Below are 16564 nucleotides of genomic sequence, written 5' to 3'. Positions count from 1 at the left end.
GGTGTTGTCTTGACTACGCGGTGCCGCGTCATCCCATTCCCGATGTCCAAGCCTTTACTCCATTTCACCCACGGGAACAGCTACCCGTCCGGTTCGTACGGCCGCCTGCTGGACGACTTGCGCCGCGATTTCGACGTGCGGACGACGGACATGCTGGGCCACGACCCGCGCTTTCCCGTGCGCGACAACTGGCACACGCTGATCGACGAGCTGATCGCGCAGCTCGAGGGGTACGGCCGGCCGGTGATCCTCGTCGGCCATTCGCTGGGCGGCGCCGTCGGCATGCTGGCGGCGCACCGGCGGCCGGACCTGGTGCGCTGCGTGGTGATGCTGGATTCGCCCGTCGTCGCGGGCTGGCGGGCGTGGGTGTGGCGGTTCGCGAAGATGCTCGGACTGCGCATGCGGCTGTCGCCGGGGAACGTCGCCCGGCGGCGGCGCAACGTGTGGCCGTCGCGCGCGGCCGCCTTCGAGCATTTCATGGCGAAACCCGTGTTCCAGGCGTGGGCGCCGGGTGCCCTCGACGATTACCTGGAGCACGGCCTGAAACCGCATGCCGAGGGCGTGCAACTCCGCTTCGACCGCGACGTCGAAGCGGCGATCTACAGCACGCTGCCGCACGACATGGCCCGGGTGCTGCGCGCGCCATTCCCCGTGCCCGTCGGCTTCATCGCGGGGACGGATTCCACGGAGCTGCGCCAGGCTGGCCTGGACGGGACGCGCCGGCTGGTCGGCGACAATCTCGTCACAATCGAAGGCACGCACCTGTATCCGATGGAGAAGCCGGCGCTGACGGCGCAGCTGACGCGCGCGATGATCGCGCGGCTGCTGGCGCAGTCCGAGGAAAAAAAGGCCGGTCGTCCGGCGGCGCTTTTCGCGTAAAATTGCGGGATTGTTATTCCCCTTTTTAGAGAAGACCCCCAGCGATGAGTATCAAGAGCGACAAATGGATCCGCCGAATGGCGGAAGAACACGGCATGATCGAACCGTTCTCGCCGAAACAGGTGCGCGAGACGGACGGCCGCAAGATCATTTCGTGGGGCACGTCCTCGTACGGCTACGACATCCGCTGCGCCGACGAATTCAAGGTGTTCACGAACATCAACAGCACCATCGTCGACCCGAAGAACTTCGACTCGAACTCGTTCGTCGACGTGAAGAGCGACGTGTGCATCATTCCGCCGAACTCCTTCGCGCTGGCCCGCACGATCGAGTACTTCAAGATCCCGCGCAACGTGCTGACCGTCTGCCTGGGCAAGTCGACCTATGCGCGCTGCGGCATCATCGTCAACGTGACGCCGTTCGAGCCGGAGTGGGAAGGCTATGTGACCCTGGAGTTTTCGAACACGACGCCGCTGCCGGCCAAGATCTACGCCGGCGAAGGCTGCGCGCAGGTGCTGTTCTTCGAGAGCGACGAGGTCTGCGAGACCTCGTACAAGGACCGCGGCGGCAAGTACCAGGGCCAGCACGGCGTGACGCTGCCGAAGGCCTGACAGGTTGAAGACGTAAAAAACAAGGAGGCCGAGGCCTCCTTTTTGCGTTCGTGGCACGCGGCCGCATCGTGGGCACGGGGTGCCCACCCTACGATTTGTCGATTGCCGTAGGGTGGGCTCCCCGAGCCCACCGAGCGCCAGCGATCAGTCCTGCTTCACGCAGTCGACGAAGTATCCCAGCTTCCCATCGACCTCGCGCTTGACGAGACCATGCACGTCCGTCTCGAAGCCCGGGAACCGCTCGTTGAAGTCGCGTGCGAAGCGCAGGTAGTCGACGATCGTCTTGTTGAAGCGCTCGCCCGGGATCAGGAGCGGGATGCCCGGCGGGTAGGGCGTCAGCAGGATCGCGGTGATGCGGCCTTCCAGTTCCTCGATCGCCACGCGCTCGATCTCGCGGTGCGCCATCTTCGCGAAGGCGTCCGACGGCTTCATCGCCGGGATCATGTCCGACAAGTACATCTCGGTCGTCAGGCGGGCGACGTCGCGCGATTTGTAGAAGTCGTGGATCTGCTGGCACAGGTCGCGCAGGCCCCACGATTCGTAGCGCGGGTTCGCGGCCGTGAACTCCGGCATGATGCGCCACATGGGCTGGTTGCGGTCGTAGTCGTCCTTGAACTGCTGCAGGGCGGTGACGAGCGTGTTCCAGCGGCCTTTCGTGATGCCGATCGTGAACATGATGAAGAACGAGTAGAGGCCGCACTTCTCGATGATCACGCCGTGCTCGGCGAGGTACTTGGTGACGATCGACGCCGGGATGCCGGAGGTGCCGAACGAGCCGTCCAGCGACAGGCCCGGGGTGACGACCGTCGCCTTGATCGGGTCGAGCATGTTGAAGCCTTCGGCCAGCCTGCCGAAACCGTGCCAGTCGTCGTCCGCGTGGATCATCCAGTCGGCCTGCGTGCCGATGCCTTCCTCGCTCGTGACCTGCGGGCCCCACACCTTGAACCACCAGTCGTCGCCGTACTCCTCGTCGACCTTCTGCATCGCGCGGCGGAAGTCCAGCGCTTCGTAGATCGATTCCTCGACGAGAGCGGTGCCGCCCGGCGCTTCCATCATCGCGGCGGCGACGTCGCACGACGCGATGATCGAATATTGCGGCGACGTCGACGTGTGCATCAGGTACGCCTCGTTGAACGCGTCCTGATCCAGCGCGACGGTCTCGGATTCGCGCACCAGCACCTGCGACGCCTGCGACAGGCCCGCCAGCAGCTTGTGCGTGGACTGCGTCGAGAAGATCATCGACTGCTTCGCGCGCGGGCGGTCGCGGCCGATCGCGTGCATGTTGCGGTAGAAGTCGTGGAACGTCGCGTGCGGCAGCCAGGCTTCGTCGAAGTGCAAGGTGTCGATCTCGCCGTCCAGCAGTTCGCGCAAGGTCTCGACGTTGTAGACGACGCCGTCGTACGTCGATTGCGTGATCGTCAGGATGCGCGGCTTCTTGTTCTTGGCTTCACGGGCGAACGGGTTCGCTTCGATCTTCCGGCGGATCGACTCCGGCGAGAATTCTTCCAGCGGGATCGGGCCGATGATGCCGAGGTTGTTCCGGGTCGGCATCAGGAACACGGGGATCGCGCCGCACATGATGATCGAGTGCAGGATCGATTTATGGCAGTTGCGGTCGACGACGACGATGTCGCCCGGCGCCACGGTCGAATGCCACACCATCTTGTTCGACGTCGAGGTGCCGTTCGTGACGAAGTAGCAGTGGTCGGCGTTGTAGATGCGCGCGGCGTTGCGCTCCGACTTCGCGACGGGGCCGGTGTGGTCCAGCAGCTGGCCCAGTTCCTCGACGGCGTTGCAGACGTCGGCGCGCAGCATGTTCTCGCCGAAGAACTGGTGGAACATCTGGCCGATCGGCGATTTCAGGAACGCGACGCCGCCCGAGTGGCCGGGGCAGTGCCAGGAGTACGAACCGTCGTTGGCGTAGTTGACGAGCGCGCGGAAGAACGGCGGCGCCAGGCTGTCCAGGTAGGCTTTCGCTTCACGGATGATGTGGCGCGCGACGAATTCCGGCGTGTCCTCGAACATGTGGATGAAGCCGTGCAGCTCCTTCAGGATGTCGTTCGGGATGTGGCGGCTCGTGCGGGTCTCGCCGTAGATGTAGATCGGGATGTCCGAGTTCTTGTGGCGGATCTCCTGCACGAACGCGCGCAGGCCGCTCAATGCGAAATTGGTCTCCTCGATGGTGCCGCCGCCGAATTCCTCGTCGTCGATCGACAGTACGAAGGCGGAAGCGCGCGACTGCTGCTGGGCGAACTGCGACAGGTCGCCATAGCTGGTCAGGCCGAGCACTTCCATGCCTTCTTTTTCCATCGCGGCCGCAAGCGCGCGAATGCCGAGACCGGAGGTGTTCTCGGAACGGAAATCCTCGTCAATGATGACGATTGGGAAACGAAATTTCATGGACAGCTCCAAAGCGAAGCGCCGTGCGCGCCGCTATCCGGGAGGGAAGGCGGCCGGGCACGGCACCGGAAAAATGAAGAAGCGGATTTTCGCAGAAATCGCGGGGTCCCGTGCAAAAATTTTTAATAGGTTAGCCACACGGGGCAGATTGTGGCGCACTCTTGTGTAAAGGGGATGACGGAGCTGCCGCTGCGTTAAGGGATTAACGGAAGCGGGCACCCGGCGGGCATAGAGTGGAGACTCTTTTTGCAGCCGAGGCCATCATGTCCACCGTCCGCGTCCAGTTGGAAAGCAACGTCCCCCGTTCGCCCGCCGAGCTGTGGGACTGGAGCACGTCCGTCGAGGGCGTCGTGACCGAGATGGGACCGGTCCTGAAGCTCGATTTCCCCGAGGGGATGACGCACATCCCGCGCGACGGCAGCAACCTCGGGCGGCCGCTGGGCGATTACCGGTTCCTGCTGTTCGGCGTCGTGCCGGTCGATCTGTCGCGGCTGACCTTTACCGAGATGGAGCCGGGGCGCCGCTTCGTCGAGCAGTCGCCGCTGCTGTCGATGAAGAGCTGGCGGCACGAACGGATCATCACGCCGTCCCCGGACGGTTCGAAAGTCGTCGACCGCCTGGAATTCACGCCGCGCTTCGCCGGCCCCGTCGTCGGCTGGATCATCGAGCGCTTCTTCCGCCACCGCCACGCGGTGCTGAGGAAGCACTACCGCGAGCGCCGCTCAGTGGCCAGAGGCCGGGCGGCGTGTTCGACCGCGTGATCGTGCGGCCCGTGTACGTGACACCCCGTGTCCGGACATGTGTTACCTGACTTTGTCGTAGGTGACGATGGCGTAGTCGACGCCGGCCGTCGGCGAGTGCAGGGGTTCGTTCGACACGGCGGCCCACTGCGCGCTGTCGATCTCCGGGAAGAACGTGTCGCAGCGGTAGGCCTTGTCGATGTGCGTGACGACCAGCCGGTCCGCGACGTGCATCGCCTCCGCGAAGATCTGCGCGCCGCCGATGATGCTGGCCGAATCGTTGCCGACGAGGGCGACTGCATCGGCTAGCGAATGCACGACGTCCACGCCGTCGTGGCGCCAGCCGGTATTGCGCGTGACGACGATGTTGCGGCGGCCCGGCAGCGGACGGCCGATCGATTCGAACGTCTTGCGGCCCATGATGATCGGGTGGCCGAGGGTCACGCGCTTGAAGTGCGCGAGGTCCTCGGGCAGGTGCCAGGGCAGCTGGTTGTCGACGCCGATGCCGCGGTTGGCATCCATCGCGACGACGAGGGACAGATGATGAGCCATGCGAACCTCCTTGCTTACACGGCGACCGGCGCCTTGATGGCCGGATGCGGGTCGTAGCCGACGATCTCGAAGTCTTCGAATTTGTAGTCGAACAGCGAGTCGGGCTTGCGGTGGATGACCAGCCTGGGCAGCGGACGCTCCTCGCGCGACAGCTGCAGCTCGACCTGTTCCATGTGGTTCGAGTACAGGTGGCAGTCGCCGCCCGTCCACACGAAGTCGCCGACGTCCAGGCCGGCCTGCTGCGCCATCATGTGCGTGAGCAGCGCGTACGACGCGATGTTGAACGGTTTGGTCACATTGTCATAACTCAGAGATTCTGTACTCATATGATGCTCTTTGGTTTTGGACAAGCTATCTCCCTCAATAGTGGTGGTCGCTGTAGATGCATGAGGTCCAACCGGCTGCTGTGGGTAAGTGGGGGTAAGCTGTGTGCGGGGCGTGTACAACGGGTTCATGTTGTGCACCCCCGTGCATAGCTTATCCCCACGGTGTTGGGCGGGTGCTCGCCCAACATATCCACAGCCGGTAAATGCGAATTTTCTTGCTGAACACATAATGGTAAGCCATCAACAGGTGCGTCTGTTACCTTAAACGTCCCTTTTGAGCTTTTAGAACAGGTTGTGCTGAGTTCGCCCGTCGGCGCTGTCCGTTGCGCGAAACTGATGAGAGATCTACGTCCTTGAGAAGATCCGGAAGTGTCACGCCGAGCGCTAAACATAGACTAGTTAGCGTCAAAAGAGATGGGTTCGCAATCCCACGCTCAATCTTGGAGACAAAAACCCGGTCGACCTCCGCTGCGAACGCAAGACCCTCTTGACTCATTTTTGAGGAGATTCGTAGACGCTTCAACGTCCTGCCAACAGCCGTGCACACCGGATCCCTGTGTTCGGTATTTTTTTCGGGTGTCGAGGTCATGGCTGGCATGATGCCCGCGGACCACGGTTCTTACGATGTACTATACGCTACATTTAAATGTAGTGTATAGTCTACAAACGTTACTACAGCGCTGCGCTTGCGCGCCAGTGAGCGGTACTTCCTCTGGTTTGCCGCGCTATGCGCAGCCGGGCTCTTTATATTGGAAGGTATTACAAGTGTTCCATGCTTACGACAACTGGGAAGACAGCGATCGTTTAGAAGTGATACGCCAGATGTTTCAACAGCCGGGCTTACGCAGATATCGGTTTTTTGAAGTGCCGCTGAATTCGCAAATATTTCATTTAGATATTTCCCCTGTGGGGGGGTATGGTCCGCAGCAGCGCTTCATATTCGATAAGGTTGAGGACATTTTTGATTTCTGTCTTTGCGAGAAAATTTCTGATTTCCGGATTCATGTTCAAACGCGACGAGATGGTAGAGGAAATTTCCAGTTAAAGCGAGTTGTTAAGATTTTGGAAGGGGCCGTAGCCGAAGGCGGGTTTGCGCGAATTTTTGTAGCGGCCGACGGGTCAGTCGAGAAAGATGATTTCCTTGAGGTAAGTGGGGAAGATATCGTTGCTCCGCGCTGTGTTTGGTCGGAGGTAAAGGAATTTGACCCGGGTTTCTAAGGACGTCAGCATTTAAGTTGTGCAAGCGTAAACGTGCATGCTATTAAACTAAAGTTGTGTGGCATGGAGGTCGCTCTAAGTGACGGAGACCCGTGGTGTCGGATCGGTACTTATGGTTTTTTTATTGTACTTAGGCTCGTAAGCTTCGCGGTTTGAGGCGAAGGTAGATGCGGTAGAAAGATCGTTTTACATTTCCGCTCCTATCCCCAGCAGTCGGAGTGTTTGTCAAACGTGAAAATGGGATCGTGCTATGACCGAATATGACGAAAGCGAGTATGCGAAAGTTCCGTCAGATTTTCCTCGTGGCGTCTCGACCGGCGCGGTTCCGGGTACTCAGCTGAAAATCCTTGTAGTGCAGTACAAAGGTACCTTCTACCCTGCGGGGTCTACGCCTCCTGAGGTGTATGAGCGTTGGATAGGCTGTGAAGAGATTGCGCAAGAGCTCGCTTCTGAAGCCAAGCGAGATAAGGCCGACAAGTTGACGCGTCGGACCGAATCCGAGATGCTCCAATGGTACTTGGACATATTGAGTAAATCTTGGATGACATTGAGCGAAGCAAAGTGGATTGTTCGGCGCATGGGAGATATCCTAAATTGGTCAGTTCCCATGTCGGCGTCCGTGTAGTACCCCGCCTGCCGGTATTCAACTATTTCGCAATAGCAGCCAGGTTCCAGAGTATGAATACAAGAAATCGTAAGAGGCGGCGGTATTTTCATCTTAACCGCGCCATCCGTTACAACGTACGAAAAACTTATGTAATCTTCGGCGGGAATCTAAAGATATGGAATGCCATCTCGCCCTATGTTTTTCGTGTGTTTGGAAATGACTATTCAGCCGCTTGGGACTGGTTTACCAAGCCAGCGCTCGCCTTCAACGGAATGCGGCCAGCTGATTTAGTACAGGCTGGTGAGGTACAGTTGGTAAGAGAGCATTTGTTGAGAATGGAATACTGCGTGTACACTTAGCGTATATGTACTCTCGGCCGTTATCATCAATTTATTGACGACAATCGGTACGCTTATGCTTGCGTTTTTAATGGATTGGGATAGCGTTAACCAGTCTGCGCTCGTCCATTATCGTGAGCGCAGCCGAGCACTGACGCTTTGGCCGCACTGTCCCTTGAGGTCCACGCGCTCCGGCAGCACGGTAATCGTCGCGGCAAGCCGCTGGCGATAAATGGATTTGAACTTACGGTTTAGTGGGTCTAAACGAAATCGAGGCCGGAGTTTAATATGCTGTAGAGAGTTGTATGTGTTTTCGCTCTCGCAGGCGTAGATTATTTTGTATGGGCCCTATACTCTATCTCGATTATGATGGCGTTCTGCACCCATCTGATGTACGGATTACTAAGGCTGAGCCGTTACGGCCGCGGATATATCAAAATGGGCGGCCGACGGATCGCCTTCTCTTCGAGAATGCACCACTTTTAGCATGTATTTTGGAGGCATTTCCAGAGGTCCGTATATCGCTAGCGACCAGTTGGGTGCGAATACTGGGCTACGAATTTGCTGTGCAGCAGCTGCCACCGGCGCTGCGCGCGCGAGTAGTAGGGACAATCTGGCAGGGTTCGATGCTGCGGTTCCCCCCCGCAGCGGAGACATGACGCCATTACCGTCGATGCCGAAGAACGGGGGGGGGGCGAGCGCTGGCTAGCACTGGACGATGACATCGAGGGTTGGCCCGCGGACCGGCGTCATCTGGTTATAGCACCAACGGATTCTTGGCAGGGCCTTGCACAGCCTGGCGTGGTGGACGAACTGTCAGCAGCACTCGAGCTACTACGTAGGGGCCAGCAGCTATAAGCGCGACGCTAATGAGCCGGCTTGGCGAGTAGTATACCCGCCTCAACCAGGCGACCCATGCCGCGTTGAAGATAGCGGTGACGTAGGGTCGCCCTGGTAATTCTAGCCCCGTTCTTGCATGACGAGCCTTACGGTAGTAACTGTTGAGCTGGAGGCAGACTCCGGCTCCTGCACAGTCACGAAGTCGCGCTTGTAGTGCACACAAGTGTCGTATATCGACAGCTAGCTTATACGTTCTCACCTTAGCAGGTCGTGTACAAATCTTTTCGCGGTGGGTTGGTATGGTAGTGGCAAGTTTAGTGCAAACCACCAATTTAGAAAGTTAAAAAGCGAGGAATCGATGAGCGCTCTGTGGAGGGAAGAGGATATGGTGGTGCTTGGCTTGACGGTCAAAGTTCCGCGACACCTTCCGTTAGGCATTACAGAACCGCTGGAAAAGGGCATAGCGGAAGCCGTCCAGATACTTGCAGGAAGCTCTGCTCTTGAAGATATCTCCGAATCTGCGTATAACTTGGCACGGTTAGTTGTCACCCAAGTTCGTCTGGGCGGCATCATGCTTGAAGAGCGTATTAATTGTCAGATGCGTTCAGTAAAAAAAGAGTTCGAAGAAGGCGACTGGTTGACAGCAGAAGATATAAACACGCTGCAGCGAAGGCCGCCAGCAAAAAAGTCGCTGCCAGCGATTGATTGGAAGCGCAGCGGGCGTATTTTCAGTGTTTCATATGATGGAAAAGAATATTTTCGTCGTTACCAATTCAACGTGATGTTTCAACCTCTGCCCGTCGTCAGAAAGATATTGAAGGCATACGGCGAATGCGCGGATAGCTGGTCGCTCGCGAAATGGTTCCACTTTCCTAATAGCTGGATCGCGAATGAAGTAGATAGCGAGGCCGTGCCGATGGCGCCGAAAGACGCATTAGATCGTTCTAATGACGTCATCAAAGCCGCACGTAATCAAAGAGGAACATACGTGGCATGACTTTTCGATTACCTCCCCGAAGCCGAACTAGCCCTTCTTGTCGAGAAGGCCGGGTTGGTTGCAGGGTATGGGGCAATCGCTGGCGGTCCATGATGGCTCAGCTTGAGCGAGTCTATCTCAGGATGCCATAGCAGTCCCTATGACGTCGAGACAGCAAGCGACAGATACTTAATTGATTTCGTCTGTTGTCGGAGTTGATGCCGCTGGTCGGTGTCCAGGCCCAAGGCGTGCGCTTGATGTCGTACAGCAGGCCAAACAGCTTGAGCGCCTCCTCGGCGATCTGGCTTTGGTTGCTGGCATAGAGTTCGTGGAATTTTCGACGTGCGTGGGCCATACAGCCGGTTTCAGTCACGCATGCACTAAACAGGGCTTTGTGGTCGCTGTAGTGGTCGCGGACCAAAGTCCCGCGCCTGTCTTCTAGGCGGCTGCAGGCGTACTCTCCGGCGCGTGCCTCAGCAAAGTCAAACGCCATCGCCTGCGTCGTGCTCAGGCTGGTACTGCAGTAGCTCCACAGATAGGCTCAGTGCGCCTTGCCGTTGCCGGGTTCGTGCATCGATACCGGCGTCTCGTCAGCATGCAGTACTGTCTCGCACAGCAGTACATCCCGCAACGCATTGACGAGCGGTTGCAGTTCAACGCCGCAGCTGCCAACTCAGTGGGCTAGCGTGGGATGCGCGGTCGCCAGGCCGGCGCGTCCGAAGGTACTTGACTCCCGGTACAGCCGGAGATAGTCCGAATACTTGTCTACAAGCACATGAGCCAGCAGGCCGGTGGGCGGGATACCCTTGTCGATGACGTGCGGCGCGGGCGCCTGCACCAGCGTCTGACACTGCTTGCACACCCATTTGCCGCGCACATGACGTTCGACGGCAAACGCGCCCAGCTTTTAGTCGAGCTTCTTGGCGATGCGCTGCCACTGGCAGCCGCAACTGCACGTGGTCGATGCCGGCTCGTGATGGATTTTGCGGCGTGGCAGCGAGGTGGGCAAGCCTTTGGCAGCATTGGCGGTGCATTGCGCTGACAAAGGCCGCGTGCGCGTCACGGCCGACCGGTGCCGCTCTGGATCCGCACCTCCTGACGGACCTCGACGGGCTGGAGCGTCTGGTAGCGTTGCCTGATATTGTTATAGACGCCTGGCGTGTCTTCGGCCGAAATCGTCACAACCATGGCGTAGGGAAGCGGTGGCAGGGTTTCGTTATCGACGCTTTGCCCGTCTTCGCGGGCGCCATAAGTAATATCGAACAAGGGGTCGTCCAGTGTGTCGACGTTTGTCAACGGCGATTGAAAACTGATACAGATTTCGTCATGCCAGCGATTTAAAACTGATACACCGCCGTCGCCGAACACCGTCCGTGTTCAGCCCAGTTCTGCAACGTCGTTCCCCCTCATCATTCCGGCCTGTCGCTGGTGTTTCAAGCGATAGCTTTCCCCTGCAATCGGCACGATATGCGCATGGTGCAGCAACCGGTCGAGCAGGGCCGCAGTCAGCGTCGTGTCCTGCGCGAAGGTCGTGTCCCATTGCCCGAACGGCAGGTTGCTGGTCACGACCAGGCTGCTGCGCTCGTACATGGCCGCGATCACCTGGAAGAACAAATTGGCCTGTTCCCGGTTCATCGGCAAGTAGCCGATCTCGTCGATGATCAGGAGCCGATATGCCTTGATCGCGCGGTGCATCACCGCCTTCAGATTGTTCTGCGTGTGCGCCGTCGTCAACGCCAGCAACAGGTCGGCTGCCGTCGTGAAGCGCGTCTTGATGCCGGCCTGCGTGGCCTTGTAACCGAGGGCCATTGCCAAGTGCGTCTTGCCCACGCCGCTGGGGCCGACCAGTACCACGTTTTCATGCCGTTCGACGAAGCCCAGGCCGGCCAACTCCTCGACCTGGCTGCGTTTGACGCCCTTGGCAAAGTCGTAGTTGAACTCATCCAGCGTCTTCACTGCCGGGAATCCGGCCAGCCGGGTCAGCGTGCTTTGCTTGCGCACATTGCGTCCAGCTACTTCCTCCCTCAGCAAGCCTTCCAGGAAGTCGCTGTAGGCCGTTCCCTGCTTGGCTGCCTTCTGGGTTGCGGCGCTGTAGCCCTGCGCCACGAACGGCAGGTTCAGGCTCTCGCACAGCGCCGCGATCCGCTCATGCTGCAGATTCATGCCACCACTCCTTCCGATACCCGCATCAGCAGCGCGTCGTAGACCTGCAGCGGATGCTGTACCGGAGAAGGTTGCGCGATCCGCTCCACCACTGCCGCCGGCCGTGGTGCCGCAGGCGCCGTTACTGCCGGTTGCGGCCGGGCTGCCGCAATGTCTGCCCGCCACGGTGCTGGCAGTGGCTGCAGGTGCTCCGACTCCCGCTTCAACGCCGCGGCTGGCGGCTCCCCGGTGGTGCCGTGGATGCGTGCATTGGCCACTTCTTGCAACCAGTGAGCCACTTCCACGTTGGCCGTTACGACATCAAGCTTCTGGCCGCTCTGCGCCAGCCGGCTCACCAGCGGCACGTAGAACGAACGGCGCAGATAACCGTTGAAGCGTTCGACCTTGCCCTTGGTCTTGGCACGGTACGGCTGGCACAGCTTGATCACAAAGCCGCTATGCCTGGCATAGTCCAGGAAGCCGGCATGGAAGCGGTGCTCGCCTTCGCCGTAAGCGTCGCGCTCCAGTACCACCGTCTTCATGTTGTCGTACAGGACCCGCCGCGTCACGCCACCGAAGGCAGCGAAAGCGCGCTCGTGGCAAGCGATCAGGGTTTCCACCTTCATGTTGCTGACGAACTCCACATAGCTGGCCCGGCTAAAGCCGAGCGTGGCGCAAAATGCATACAGCGGCGCGCTGCCCTTGCGGAACTCGACCCAGTCCACCTGCAGCTGCTCGCCCATCGCCGTCTCGAAACGCACCACCGGATCTACCGGCGGCGTCGGGCGCAGCGTGCGCATGAAGGCGCGCAGCTGGCTCATGCCGCCTTCGTAGCCGCGCGCTGCGATCTCACGGTACAGCACCGTGGCTGGAATCGTATCGGGCTGGGCGGCCTGCTGCCGATCCCTCAGATACCGCTCGAATTGCGCCAGCTTCGTCTGGCGCTTGACCTTGCGCTCGTACTTCGGCACGGCCTCCAGAGCCAGATGCCGGCGCACCGTGTTCACTGCGCAGCCGACTTCAGCGGCAATCTGCCGAAGGCTCAACCCATGCTTCTTCAGTAGCTTGACTTCCACGTACACCTCTTTGGGTTTCAAGGCCGCTCCGCAAAGCGGCCATCTTCTCAAATCGGTGTATCAGTTTTCAATCGCTGCCTGTATCAGTTTACAACCGCTGCTGACAACGTTGAAGCGCTGCTCGTGCTTGAGCGTCGTTTCCCACTTTTGGTCGTCCATGCGCGCTTCGAGCTCGCTTGTGTACATTTTCGACGAGGAGAAGAACGTGACCGTCTTTTTCTGCGATTTTTTCGGACGCAGCATGACTGTCAAGCCGGCGCGGGTATAGTTCACCGCATGTTCCGGGTCGGTGTGGCTGGCGAAACACAGCGTGGCGCGTAGCGTCACCCTGCCATTCAGGGGCAGGGTCGGGAAGGGAATCAGGGCGCGGAGGTTTTGCCCCGCCTGCAAGGTGCCTTGGTAGATGACCCGTACTTCATTGTCGTCGCAGGTCAGCACCTCGTCGACACTCTGAGGGAAGCGGCCATGGCCAACGTGACTCATTAGCATGGCTTTAGGTCGCGTCGCGTGGTGCGACATCAACGCCCGCACCGCGAGGAGGCTGAGTGGCGAGTTGAGGGACACCTTCACGCCAATGGCCGTCCGTAGGGTCGCCGGCGAGCTAAAGCTCGTGCCGCTCGTGTGGGCGTATTGCCCCGTGAGCGCATTGTAGACGACGAACGGCTGCTTTTCCGATCCTCCGAATCCGACACCGTCCGGCTTGACCATGCCCGGGCTCCGTCCTGGGCCGTGCGAGCTGTATGGGGCGCGGTCCCAGCCTGATGCGGTAACGTCGCACGCGCCCACCGCCAGAGCGTTGACCATATCGGAAGGGGGCTGGACGCGCGATTCGGGCCATTCCTTTTCGCCGTCATTGCCTACCGCGACAGCGGCGAAGGTCTTCCCCGAGGCAAGGTGGCTGTCGATCAAGGCAGTCCAGGGATGGACTTCATCATCGTTCATGGGCATGTATGGCCCGATGCTCAAGTTAACGAACTCCGGCTGCTCACGTTTGAGGACGTTATCGATATGTTTAAGCACGTCGTACAGATCTGCGTCAGGAATCCCGTCGGGCGTCGCCAACGCAGGGCTGATGCAGCGGTAGTGGTGCACATTCGCGTAAGGGCGGGGGAACGTTTTCGCCGCCTCATCGATCGGCCCGAACAGGACTGAACTGGTTACGCCATTCCCGTGATGCAAGTACGCTGCGGATGTCGACTCTGCACCCGGCATCACCGTCTCCTGAACCCAGGCACTTAGGTCGGAGTGGCCTATCCCGCCATCAAAAACTGCCACCTTGAGCGAAGTGTCGATCGCCGACAGGGCAGGCAAGGCAGGGGCCGCGATACTCGAGGTGCGCATCTCCCTGCCGCCGATGCGTAGCGATGGCATCACCCGCACGGCGCGGACGAACTGGAAGGCGGACAGGCCATGCGCTTTCGCCGCCGGCAGGCGTACCGGCACAAAGGTCAGGCCAGAAACATTTAACGCACGCGCGATGTCAGCCACTCCGCCGAGCGATTCGGCGTAGCGGGCAAACGCCTTGACGATATCGTCATCCTGCGCCGACGCATGGAGCACAACCTCAAGTGTCGGCTGGTTCAGGGTACCCTCGTCAACGAAATTCTTGTCGGAGGCTGCAAATAACTGCATCAGTTCAAAGCGGCAGAACGCCTTCTGGTGCGTTTGTGCGATCTTGGTCGAAAACAGCATGTCGGTCAGGCGCCGGAAGGCCTCATCCGGGCCCGCCACGTACAGCGCAGCCGTAAAGAGCGACTCACCACTCTTCTGGCGGGTGCTGGCAACCTTGCGCGGCACGACATAGGCCGACCGGCTGCCAACGCAGCGCAGGCCGCTCGCCTTGAGTAGACCGTTCGGGTGATGCGTCTTGGCCAGGAAGGCAGGATGGAGTGTGAACTTGGCAACGGACTCGCCGCGCGGCTTGACGATGGCTGGCTGGGACTGCTGCCCCTCTAGGAGCCTTCCGAGTTGCTTGCCGAGCGACTCGCGCTGCTCTGCGATTTGATACGGGTATTTCTTGTCACCCGAGCCGCGATCGAGTTTGAATGGATGCGTCAGTGTTTCGCCATAGCCCAAGATGATGTTCGTTGCCGCCATTCCTGATTACTCCCCGAGGTAACGTTTGATGACACTGCTGACTGTTGGATGGGTCTTGCCCAGGCTTGTGGCAATTTCCCTGCGCGAGTGACCAGCCAAGTACATGAGCAACATCTCGCCCTCATGGGGCTTTGCCATATCTCCTTTACTTAGTCGCAACCTAACGGCGTTCTTGACCAGTGTGGGCACGAGCTCGACTTTCTCCAGCAGCGCGGTCTTGCGCGAAGCGTTTACGATCTGGCCGATACCGCTGAACGATTCCCCGTGTAGCAGCGCAGCCAAGTTCTTGCGAATCTTCTCTTCCATGGCCAGGTCTGCCAGGTAGGTTTCGATAAGCTCAACGGAGGGCGGCGCGAACTGGATGACGTGGTCGAACCGGCGCCAGACGGCGGGATCGAGCAATTCTCCATGGTTAGTGGCAGCGATCAGCAGGGCGTTGGCCGGCCAGTCGTCCAGCGCCTGCAGCAGGACGTTGACCAGCCGTTTCAATTCGCCCACATCGCTGTCGTCGTCGCGGCGCTTGGCAATGGCGTCGAATTCATCGAGCAGCAGGACACACGGCCTGGACATGGCGTGATCGAACACTGCGCGCACGTTGTTCCCGGTCTTGCCCAGGAAGCTGCTCATGACGGTCGCAAGATTAAGGGTAAGCAGGGGAAGTTTGAGTTCCTGGGCGAGCCAGTACGCGGCCAGGGTCTTGCCGACGCCAGGCTGGCCACAAAACAGCAGCATACGCGCAGGAGCGAGTCCTTCCTGGATGAGCACGTCGAGGCTGCGCCATTCCTTGAGTACATCGTCAAGCACGTCCTGCACGGTACCGTTGAAGACCGGTCTTTTCGGCACGACGACCGGATAGACGGTCTCGACCAGCTCCATGCGCGAGTCCGCGTCGACAGGTGCCGGCACGAAGTCGCCTGCGCCGCGCATGACGTTCTCGGACGAGAGAAACTGTGCAATTTCCTGCGCCAGGGCCATGTCTGTCTGTTTCAGCTTGCTCGCGAACCGGCCGACGGCGAGCGCGAAGGCGCTACGCGAGCCGGTCATGCCGGACTGCACAATATTAACGAGTTCTTTTCGCGGGAAGCTTTCCACGACGATCCTTTGGAAACAATGAGATAGCATTACTGGTAAATTCCGTATGGTTGATTTTAACCGAACTTTACCACTTGAGCCACACTTATTGCTGAGGGCCTGGCGCAGTACAGGCCAAACGATGCGCTTACACTGCGCCTGTATTTTCCAGACATTATGGGAATAATGTCTACGGAGAGCGCAGTTGCTAGTGACGTTGTTTGGACACCTTGCAGCGCCCGCTAGCACAACCCCGATTGCACTCATATAATGTGACGAACCTGTTATCGTCCAATGCGCTATCCCCGCCGAATCCGCCTCGTGAGCGCCCTTGTCGCGCTGTTGAGCCTCCTGTTCATGCAGGTGGCCCTGGCGGCCTACGCCTGTCCAAATCTGACGCCAGCCCAAAGCATGCCGATGCTGGACAGTTCCGGCCAGCCGATGGCAAATTGCCCGGAGGCCGACAAGCAAAGCCCCACGCTGTGCTACGCGGACACGCACAAGCAGACCGTCTCGCTCGAGAAGCCGGCTAGTCCTTCGGTGATGCCTTTCGTCGCGGCTGGGTTTGCGCTGTCCCTTCTGTGGCCAGAGGACAGGGGCGCGATGCCGACACCTCCTTTAGTCTTCCTGCACGCCTCCGGCACGTCGCCACCGATAGCGATACGCCACTGCTGTTTCCGTCTATAGCCTT

General features: G+C 59.5%; 17 protein-coding genes and 2 pseudogenes. 9 read left to right on the top strand and 10 right to left on the bottom strand.

The window, feature by feature from the left end; genetic code table 11:
• Positions 1–42 precede the first annotated feature (42 nt).
• Both ACL58G_RS22195 and dcd read left to right on the top strand, forming a co-directional pair.
• Entirely contained in the window at positions 43–879 is an 837-nt protein-coding gene (locus tag ACL58G_RS22195; RefSeq protein ID WP_440963196.1) for an alpha/beta fold hydrolase, read from the top strand.
• A 44-nt stretch (positions 880–923) separates the two neighbouring features.
• Entirely contained in the window at positions 924–1490 is a 567-nt protein-coding gene (gene dcd, locus ACL58G_RS22190) for a dCTP deaminase (protein ID WP_056131857.1), read from the top strand.
• Positions 1491–1634: 144 nt separating this feature from the next.
• Here dcd and ACL58G_RS22185 read toward each other — a convergent pair whose 3' ends face one another.
• On the bottom strand, positions 1635–3890 hold the full coding sequence (locus ACL58G_RS22185) for an Orn/Lys/Arg decarboxylase N-terminal domain-containing protein (RefSeq protein WP_440963195.1): 2256 nt from the start codon (positions 3888–3890) through the stop codon (positions 1635–1637).
• 263 nt (positions 3891–4153) lie between these two features.
• Here ACL58G_RS22185 and ACL58G_RS22180 point away from each other — a divergent pair, with 263 nt between their 5' ends.
• Positions 4154–4651, top strand: a complete 498-nt coding sequence (locus ACL58G_RS22180) for a hypothetical protein (protein ID WP_413388417.1) — start codon at positions 4154–4156, stop codon at positions 4649–4651.
• A gap of 42 nt (positions 4652–4693) precedes the next feature.
• Here the strand turns inward: ACL58G_RS22180 and ACL58G_RS22175 are convergent, their stop codons facing one another.
• The 3 genes and pseudogenes from ACL58G_RS22175 to ACL58G_RS22165 form a co-directional block, all read right to left on the bottom strand.
• Complete coding sequence (locus ACL58G_RS22175) at positions 4694–5182, bottom strand: dihydrofolate reductase (RefSeq protein ID WP_413388418.1); 489 nt, start codon at positions 5180–5182, stop codon at positions 4694–4696.
• A 14-nt stretch (positions 5183–5196) separates the two neighbouring features.
• Positions 5197–5469: pseudogene (gene thyA, locus ACL58G_RS22170) on the bottom strand (thymidylate synthase); the annotation flags it as partial.
• A 295-nt stretch (positions 5470–5764) separates the two neighbouring features.
• Positions 5765–6097, bottom strand: a complete 333-nt coding sequence (locus ACL58G_RS22165; RefSeq protein ID WP_440968093.1) for a helix-turn-helix domain-containing protein — start codon at positions 6095–6097, stop codon at positions 5765–5767.
• Positions 6098–6204: 107 nt separating this feature from the next.
• On the opposite strand from ACL58G_RS22165, the gene ACL58G_RS22160 reads away from it, so the two are divergent.
• From ACL58G_RS22160 to ACL58G_RS22145, 4 genes are all read left to right on the top strand, one after another.
• The gene (locus ACL58G_RS22160; protein WP_440963194.1) at positions 6205–6726 is read left to right on the top strand and encodes a hypothetical protein; all 522 of its coding nucleotides are present in this window, start codon (positions 6205–6207) and stop codon (positions 6724–6726) included.
• A 678-nt stretch (positions 6727–7404) separates the two neighbouring features.
• The gene (locus tag ACL58G_RS22155; RefSeq protein ID WP_440968091.1) at positions 7405–7692 is read left to right on the top strand and encodes an antitoxin Xre/MbcA/ParS toxin-binding domain-containing protein; all 288 of its coding nucleotides are present in this window, start codon (positions 7405–7407) and stop codon (positions 7690–7692) included.
• Between the two features lie 284 nt (positions 7693–7976).
• Positions 7977–8330: an HAD domain-containing protein gene (locus ACL58G_RS22150; protein WP_440963193.1), complete on the top strand. Its 354-nt coding sequence runs from the start codon at positions 7977–7979 to the stop codon at positions 8328–8330.
• A 539-nt stretch (positions 8331–8869) separates the two neighbouring features.
• Positions 8870–9508 (top strand): hypothetical protein, encoded by a 639-nt coding sequence (locus ACL58G_RS22145; protein ID WP_440963192.1) that lies wholly within the window; start codon positions 8870–8872, stop codon positions 9506–9508.
• 112 nt (positions 9509–9620) lie between these two features.
• Here ACL58G_RS22145 and ACL58G_RS22140 read toward each other — a convergent pair.
• Positions 9621–10262: pseudogene (locus ACL58G_RS22140) on the bottom strand (IS66 family transposase).
• On the opposite strand from ACL58G_RS22140, the gene ACL58G_RS22135 reads away from it, so the two are divergent.
• Positions 10263–10529 carry a hypothetical protein gene (locus ACL58G_RS22135; RefSeq protein ID WP_440968189.1) on the top strand — a complete coding sequence of 89 codons (267 nt, stop codon included), beginning with the start codon at positions 10263–10265 and terminating at the stop codon, positions 10527–10529.
• A gap of 17 nt (positions 10530–10546) precedes the next feature.
• Here ACL58G_RS22135 and ACL58G_RS22130 read toward each other — a convergent pair whose 3' ends face one another.
• From ACL58G_RS22130 to ACL58G_RS22110, 5 genes are read right to left on the bottom strand one after another with little or no spacing between them, the layout of a single operon-like run.
• A complete protein-coding gene (locus ACL58G_RS22130) occupies positions 10547–10855 on the bottom strand; it encodes a hypothetical protein (RefSeq protein WP_440963191.1) in 309 nt (102 codons plus the stop codon).
• Positions 10856–10864: 9 nt separating this feature from the next.
• Positions 10865–11650, bottom strand: coding sequence for an IS21-like element helper ATPase IstB (istB, locus tag ACL58G_RS22125; RefSeq protein ID WP_413382469.1), 786 nt, complete (start codon positions 11648–11650; stop codon positions 10865–10867).
• The gene (istA, locus tag ACL58G_RS22120; protein ID WP_440962794.1) at positions 11647–12726 is read right to left on the bottom strand and encodes an IS21 family transposase; all 1080 of its coding nucleotides are present in this window, start codon (positions 12724–12726) and stop codon (positions 11647–11649) included. Before istA ends, istB begins: the two co-directional genes overlap by 4 nt.
• A gap of 39 nt (positions 12727–12765) precedes the next feature.
• The gene (locus ACL58G_RS22115; RefSeq protein ID WP_440963190.1) at positions 12766–14802 is read right to left on the bottom strand and encodes a S8 family peptidase; all 2037 of its coding nucleotides are present in this window, start codon (positions 14800–14802) and stop codon (positions 12766–12768) included.
• 6 nt (positions 14803–14808) lie between these two features.
• Positions 14809–15894, bottom strand: coding sequence for an AAA family ATPase (locus tag ACL58G_RS22110; protein WP_440963189.1), 1086 nt, complete (start codon positions 15892–15894; stop codon positions 14809–14811).
• 300 nt (positions 15895–16194) lie between these two features.
• Between ACL58G_RS22110 and ACL58G_RS22105 the strand changes: the two genes are divergently transcribed.
• Positions 16195–16560 carry a hypothetical protein gene (locus ACL58G_RS22105; protein WP_440963188.1) on the top strand — a complete coding sequence of 122 codons (366 nt, stop codon included), beginning with the start codon at positions 16195–16197 and terminating at the stop codon, positions 16558–16560.
• The last annotated feature ends 4 nt before the right edge of the window (positions 16561–16564 follow it).

This window comes from Massilia sp. GER05, from assembly GCF_052056005.1.
Lineage (GTDB): Bacteria > Pseudomonadota > Gammaproteobacteria > Burkholderiales > Burkholderiaceae_D > Telluria > Telluria orientalis.
Note: the sequence above shows the minus strand (reverse complement) of the source record. Positions and strands in the feature narration are given on the sequence as shown.

Coding starts and splice junctions, on each gene's coding strand:
- ACL58G_RS22195 (WP_440963196.1), top strand. CDS start 43: ATGTCCAAGCCTTTACTCCATTTCACCCACGGGAACAGCTACCCGTCC.
- dcd (WP_056131857.1), top strand. CDS start 924: ATGAGTATCAAGAGCGACAAATGGATCCGCCGAATGGCGGAAGAACAC.
- ACL58G_RS22185 (WP_440963195.1), bottom strand. CDS start 3,890: ATGAAATTTCGTTTCCCAATCGTCATCATTGACGAGGATTTCCGTTCC.
- ACL58G_RS22180 (WP_413388417.1), top strand. CDS start 4,154: ATGTCCACCGTCCGCGTCCAGTTGGAAAGCAACGTCCCCCGTTCGCCC.
- ACL58G_RS22175 (WP_413388418.1), bottom strand. CDS start 5,182: ATGGCTCATCATCTGTCCCTCGTCGTCGCGATGGATGCCAACCGCGGC.
- ACL58G_RS22165 (WP_440968093.1), bottom strand. CDS start 6,097: ATGACCTCGACACCCGAAAAAAATACCGAACACAGGGATCCGGTGTGC.
- ACL58G_RS22155 (WP_440968091.1), top strand. CDS start 7,405: ATGAATACAAGAAATCGTAAGAGGCGGCGGTATTTTCATCTTAACCGC.
- ACL58G_RS22150 (WP_440963193.1), top strand. CDS start 7,977: ATGTGTTTTCGCTCTCGCAGGCGTAGATTATTTTGTATGGGCCCTATA.
- ACL58G_RS22145 (WP_440963192.1), top strand. CDS start 8,870: ATGAGCGCTCTGTGGAGGGAAGAGGATATGGTGGTGCTTGGCTTGACG.
- ACL58G_RS22135 (WP_440968189.1), top strand. CDS start 10,263: ATGAGCCAGCAGGCCGGTGGGCGGGATACCCTTGTCGATGACGTGCGG.
- istB (WP_413382469.1), bottom strand. CDS start 11,650: ATGAATCTGCAGCATGAGCGGATCGCGGCGCTGTGCGAGAGCCTGAAC.
- ACL58G_RS22115 (WP_440963190.1), bottom strand. CDS start 14,802: ATGGCGGCAACGAACATCATCTTGGGCTATGGCGAAACACTGACGCAT.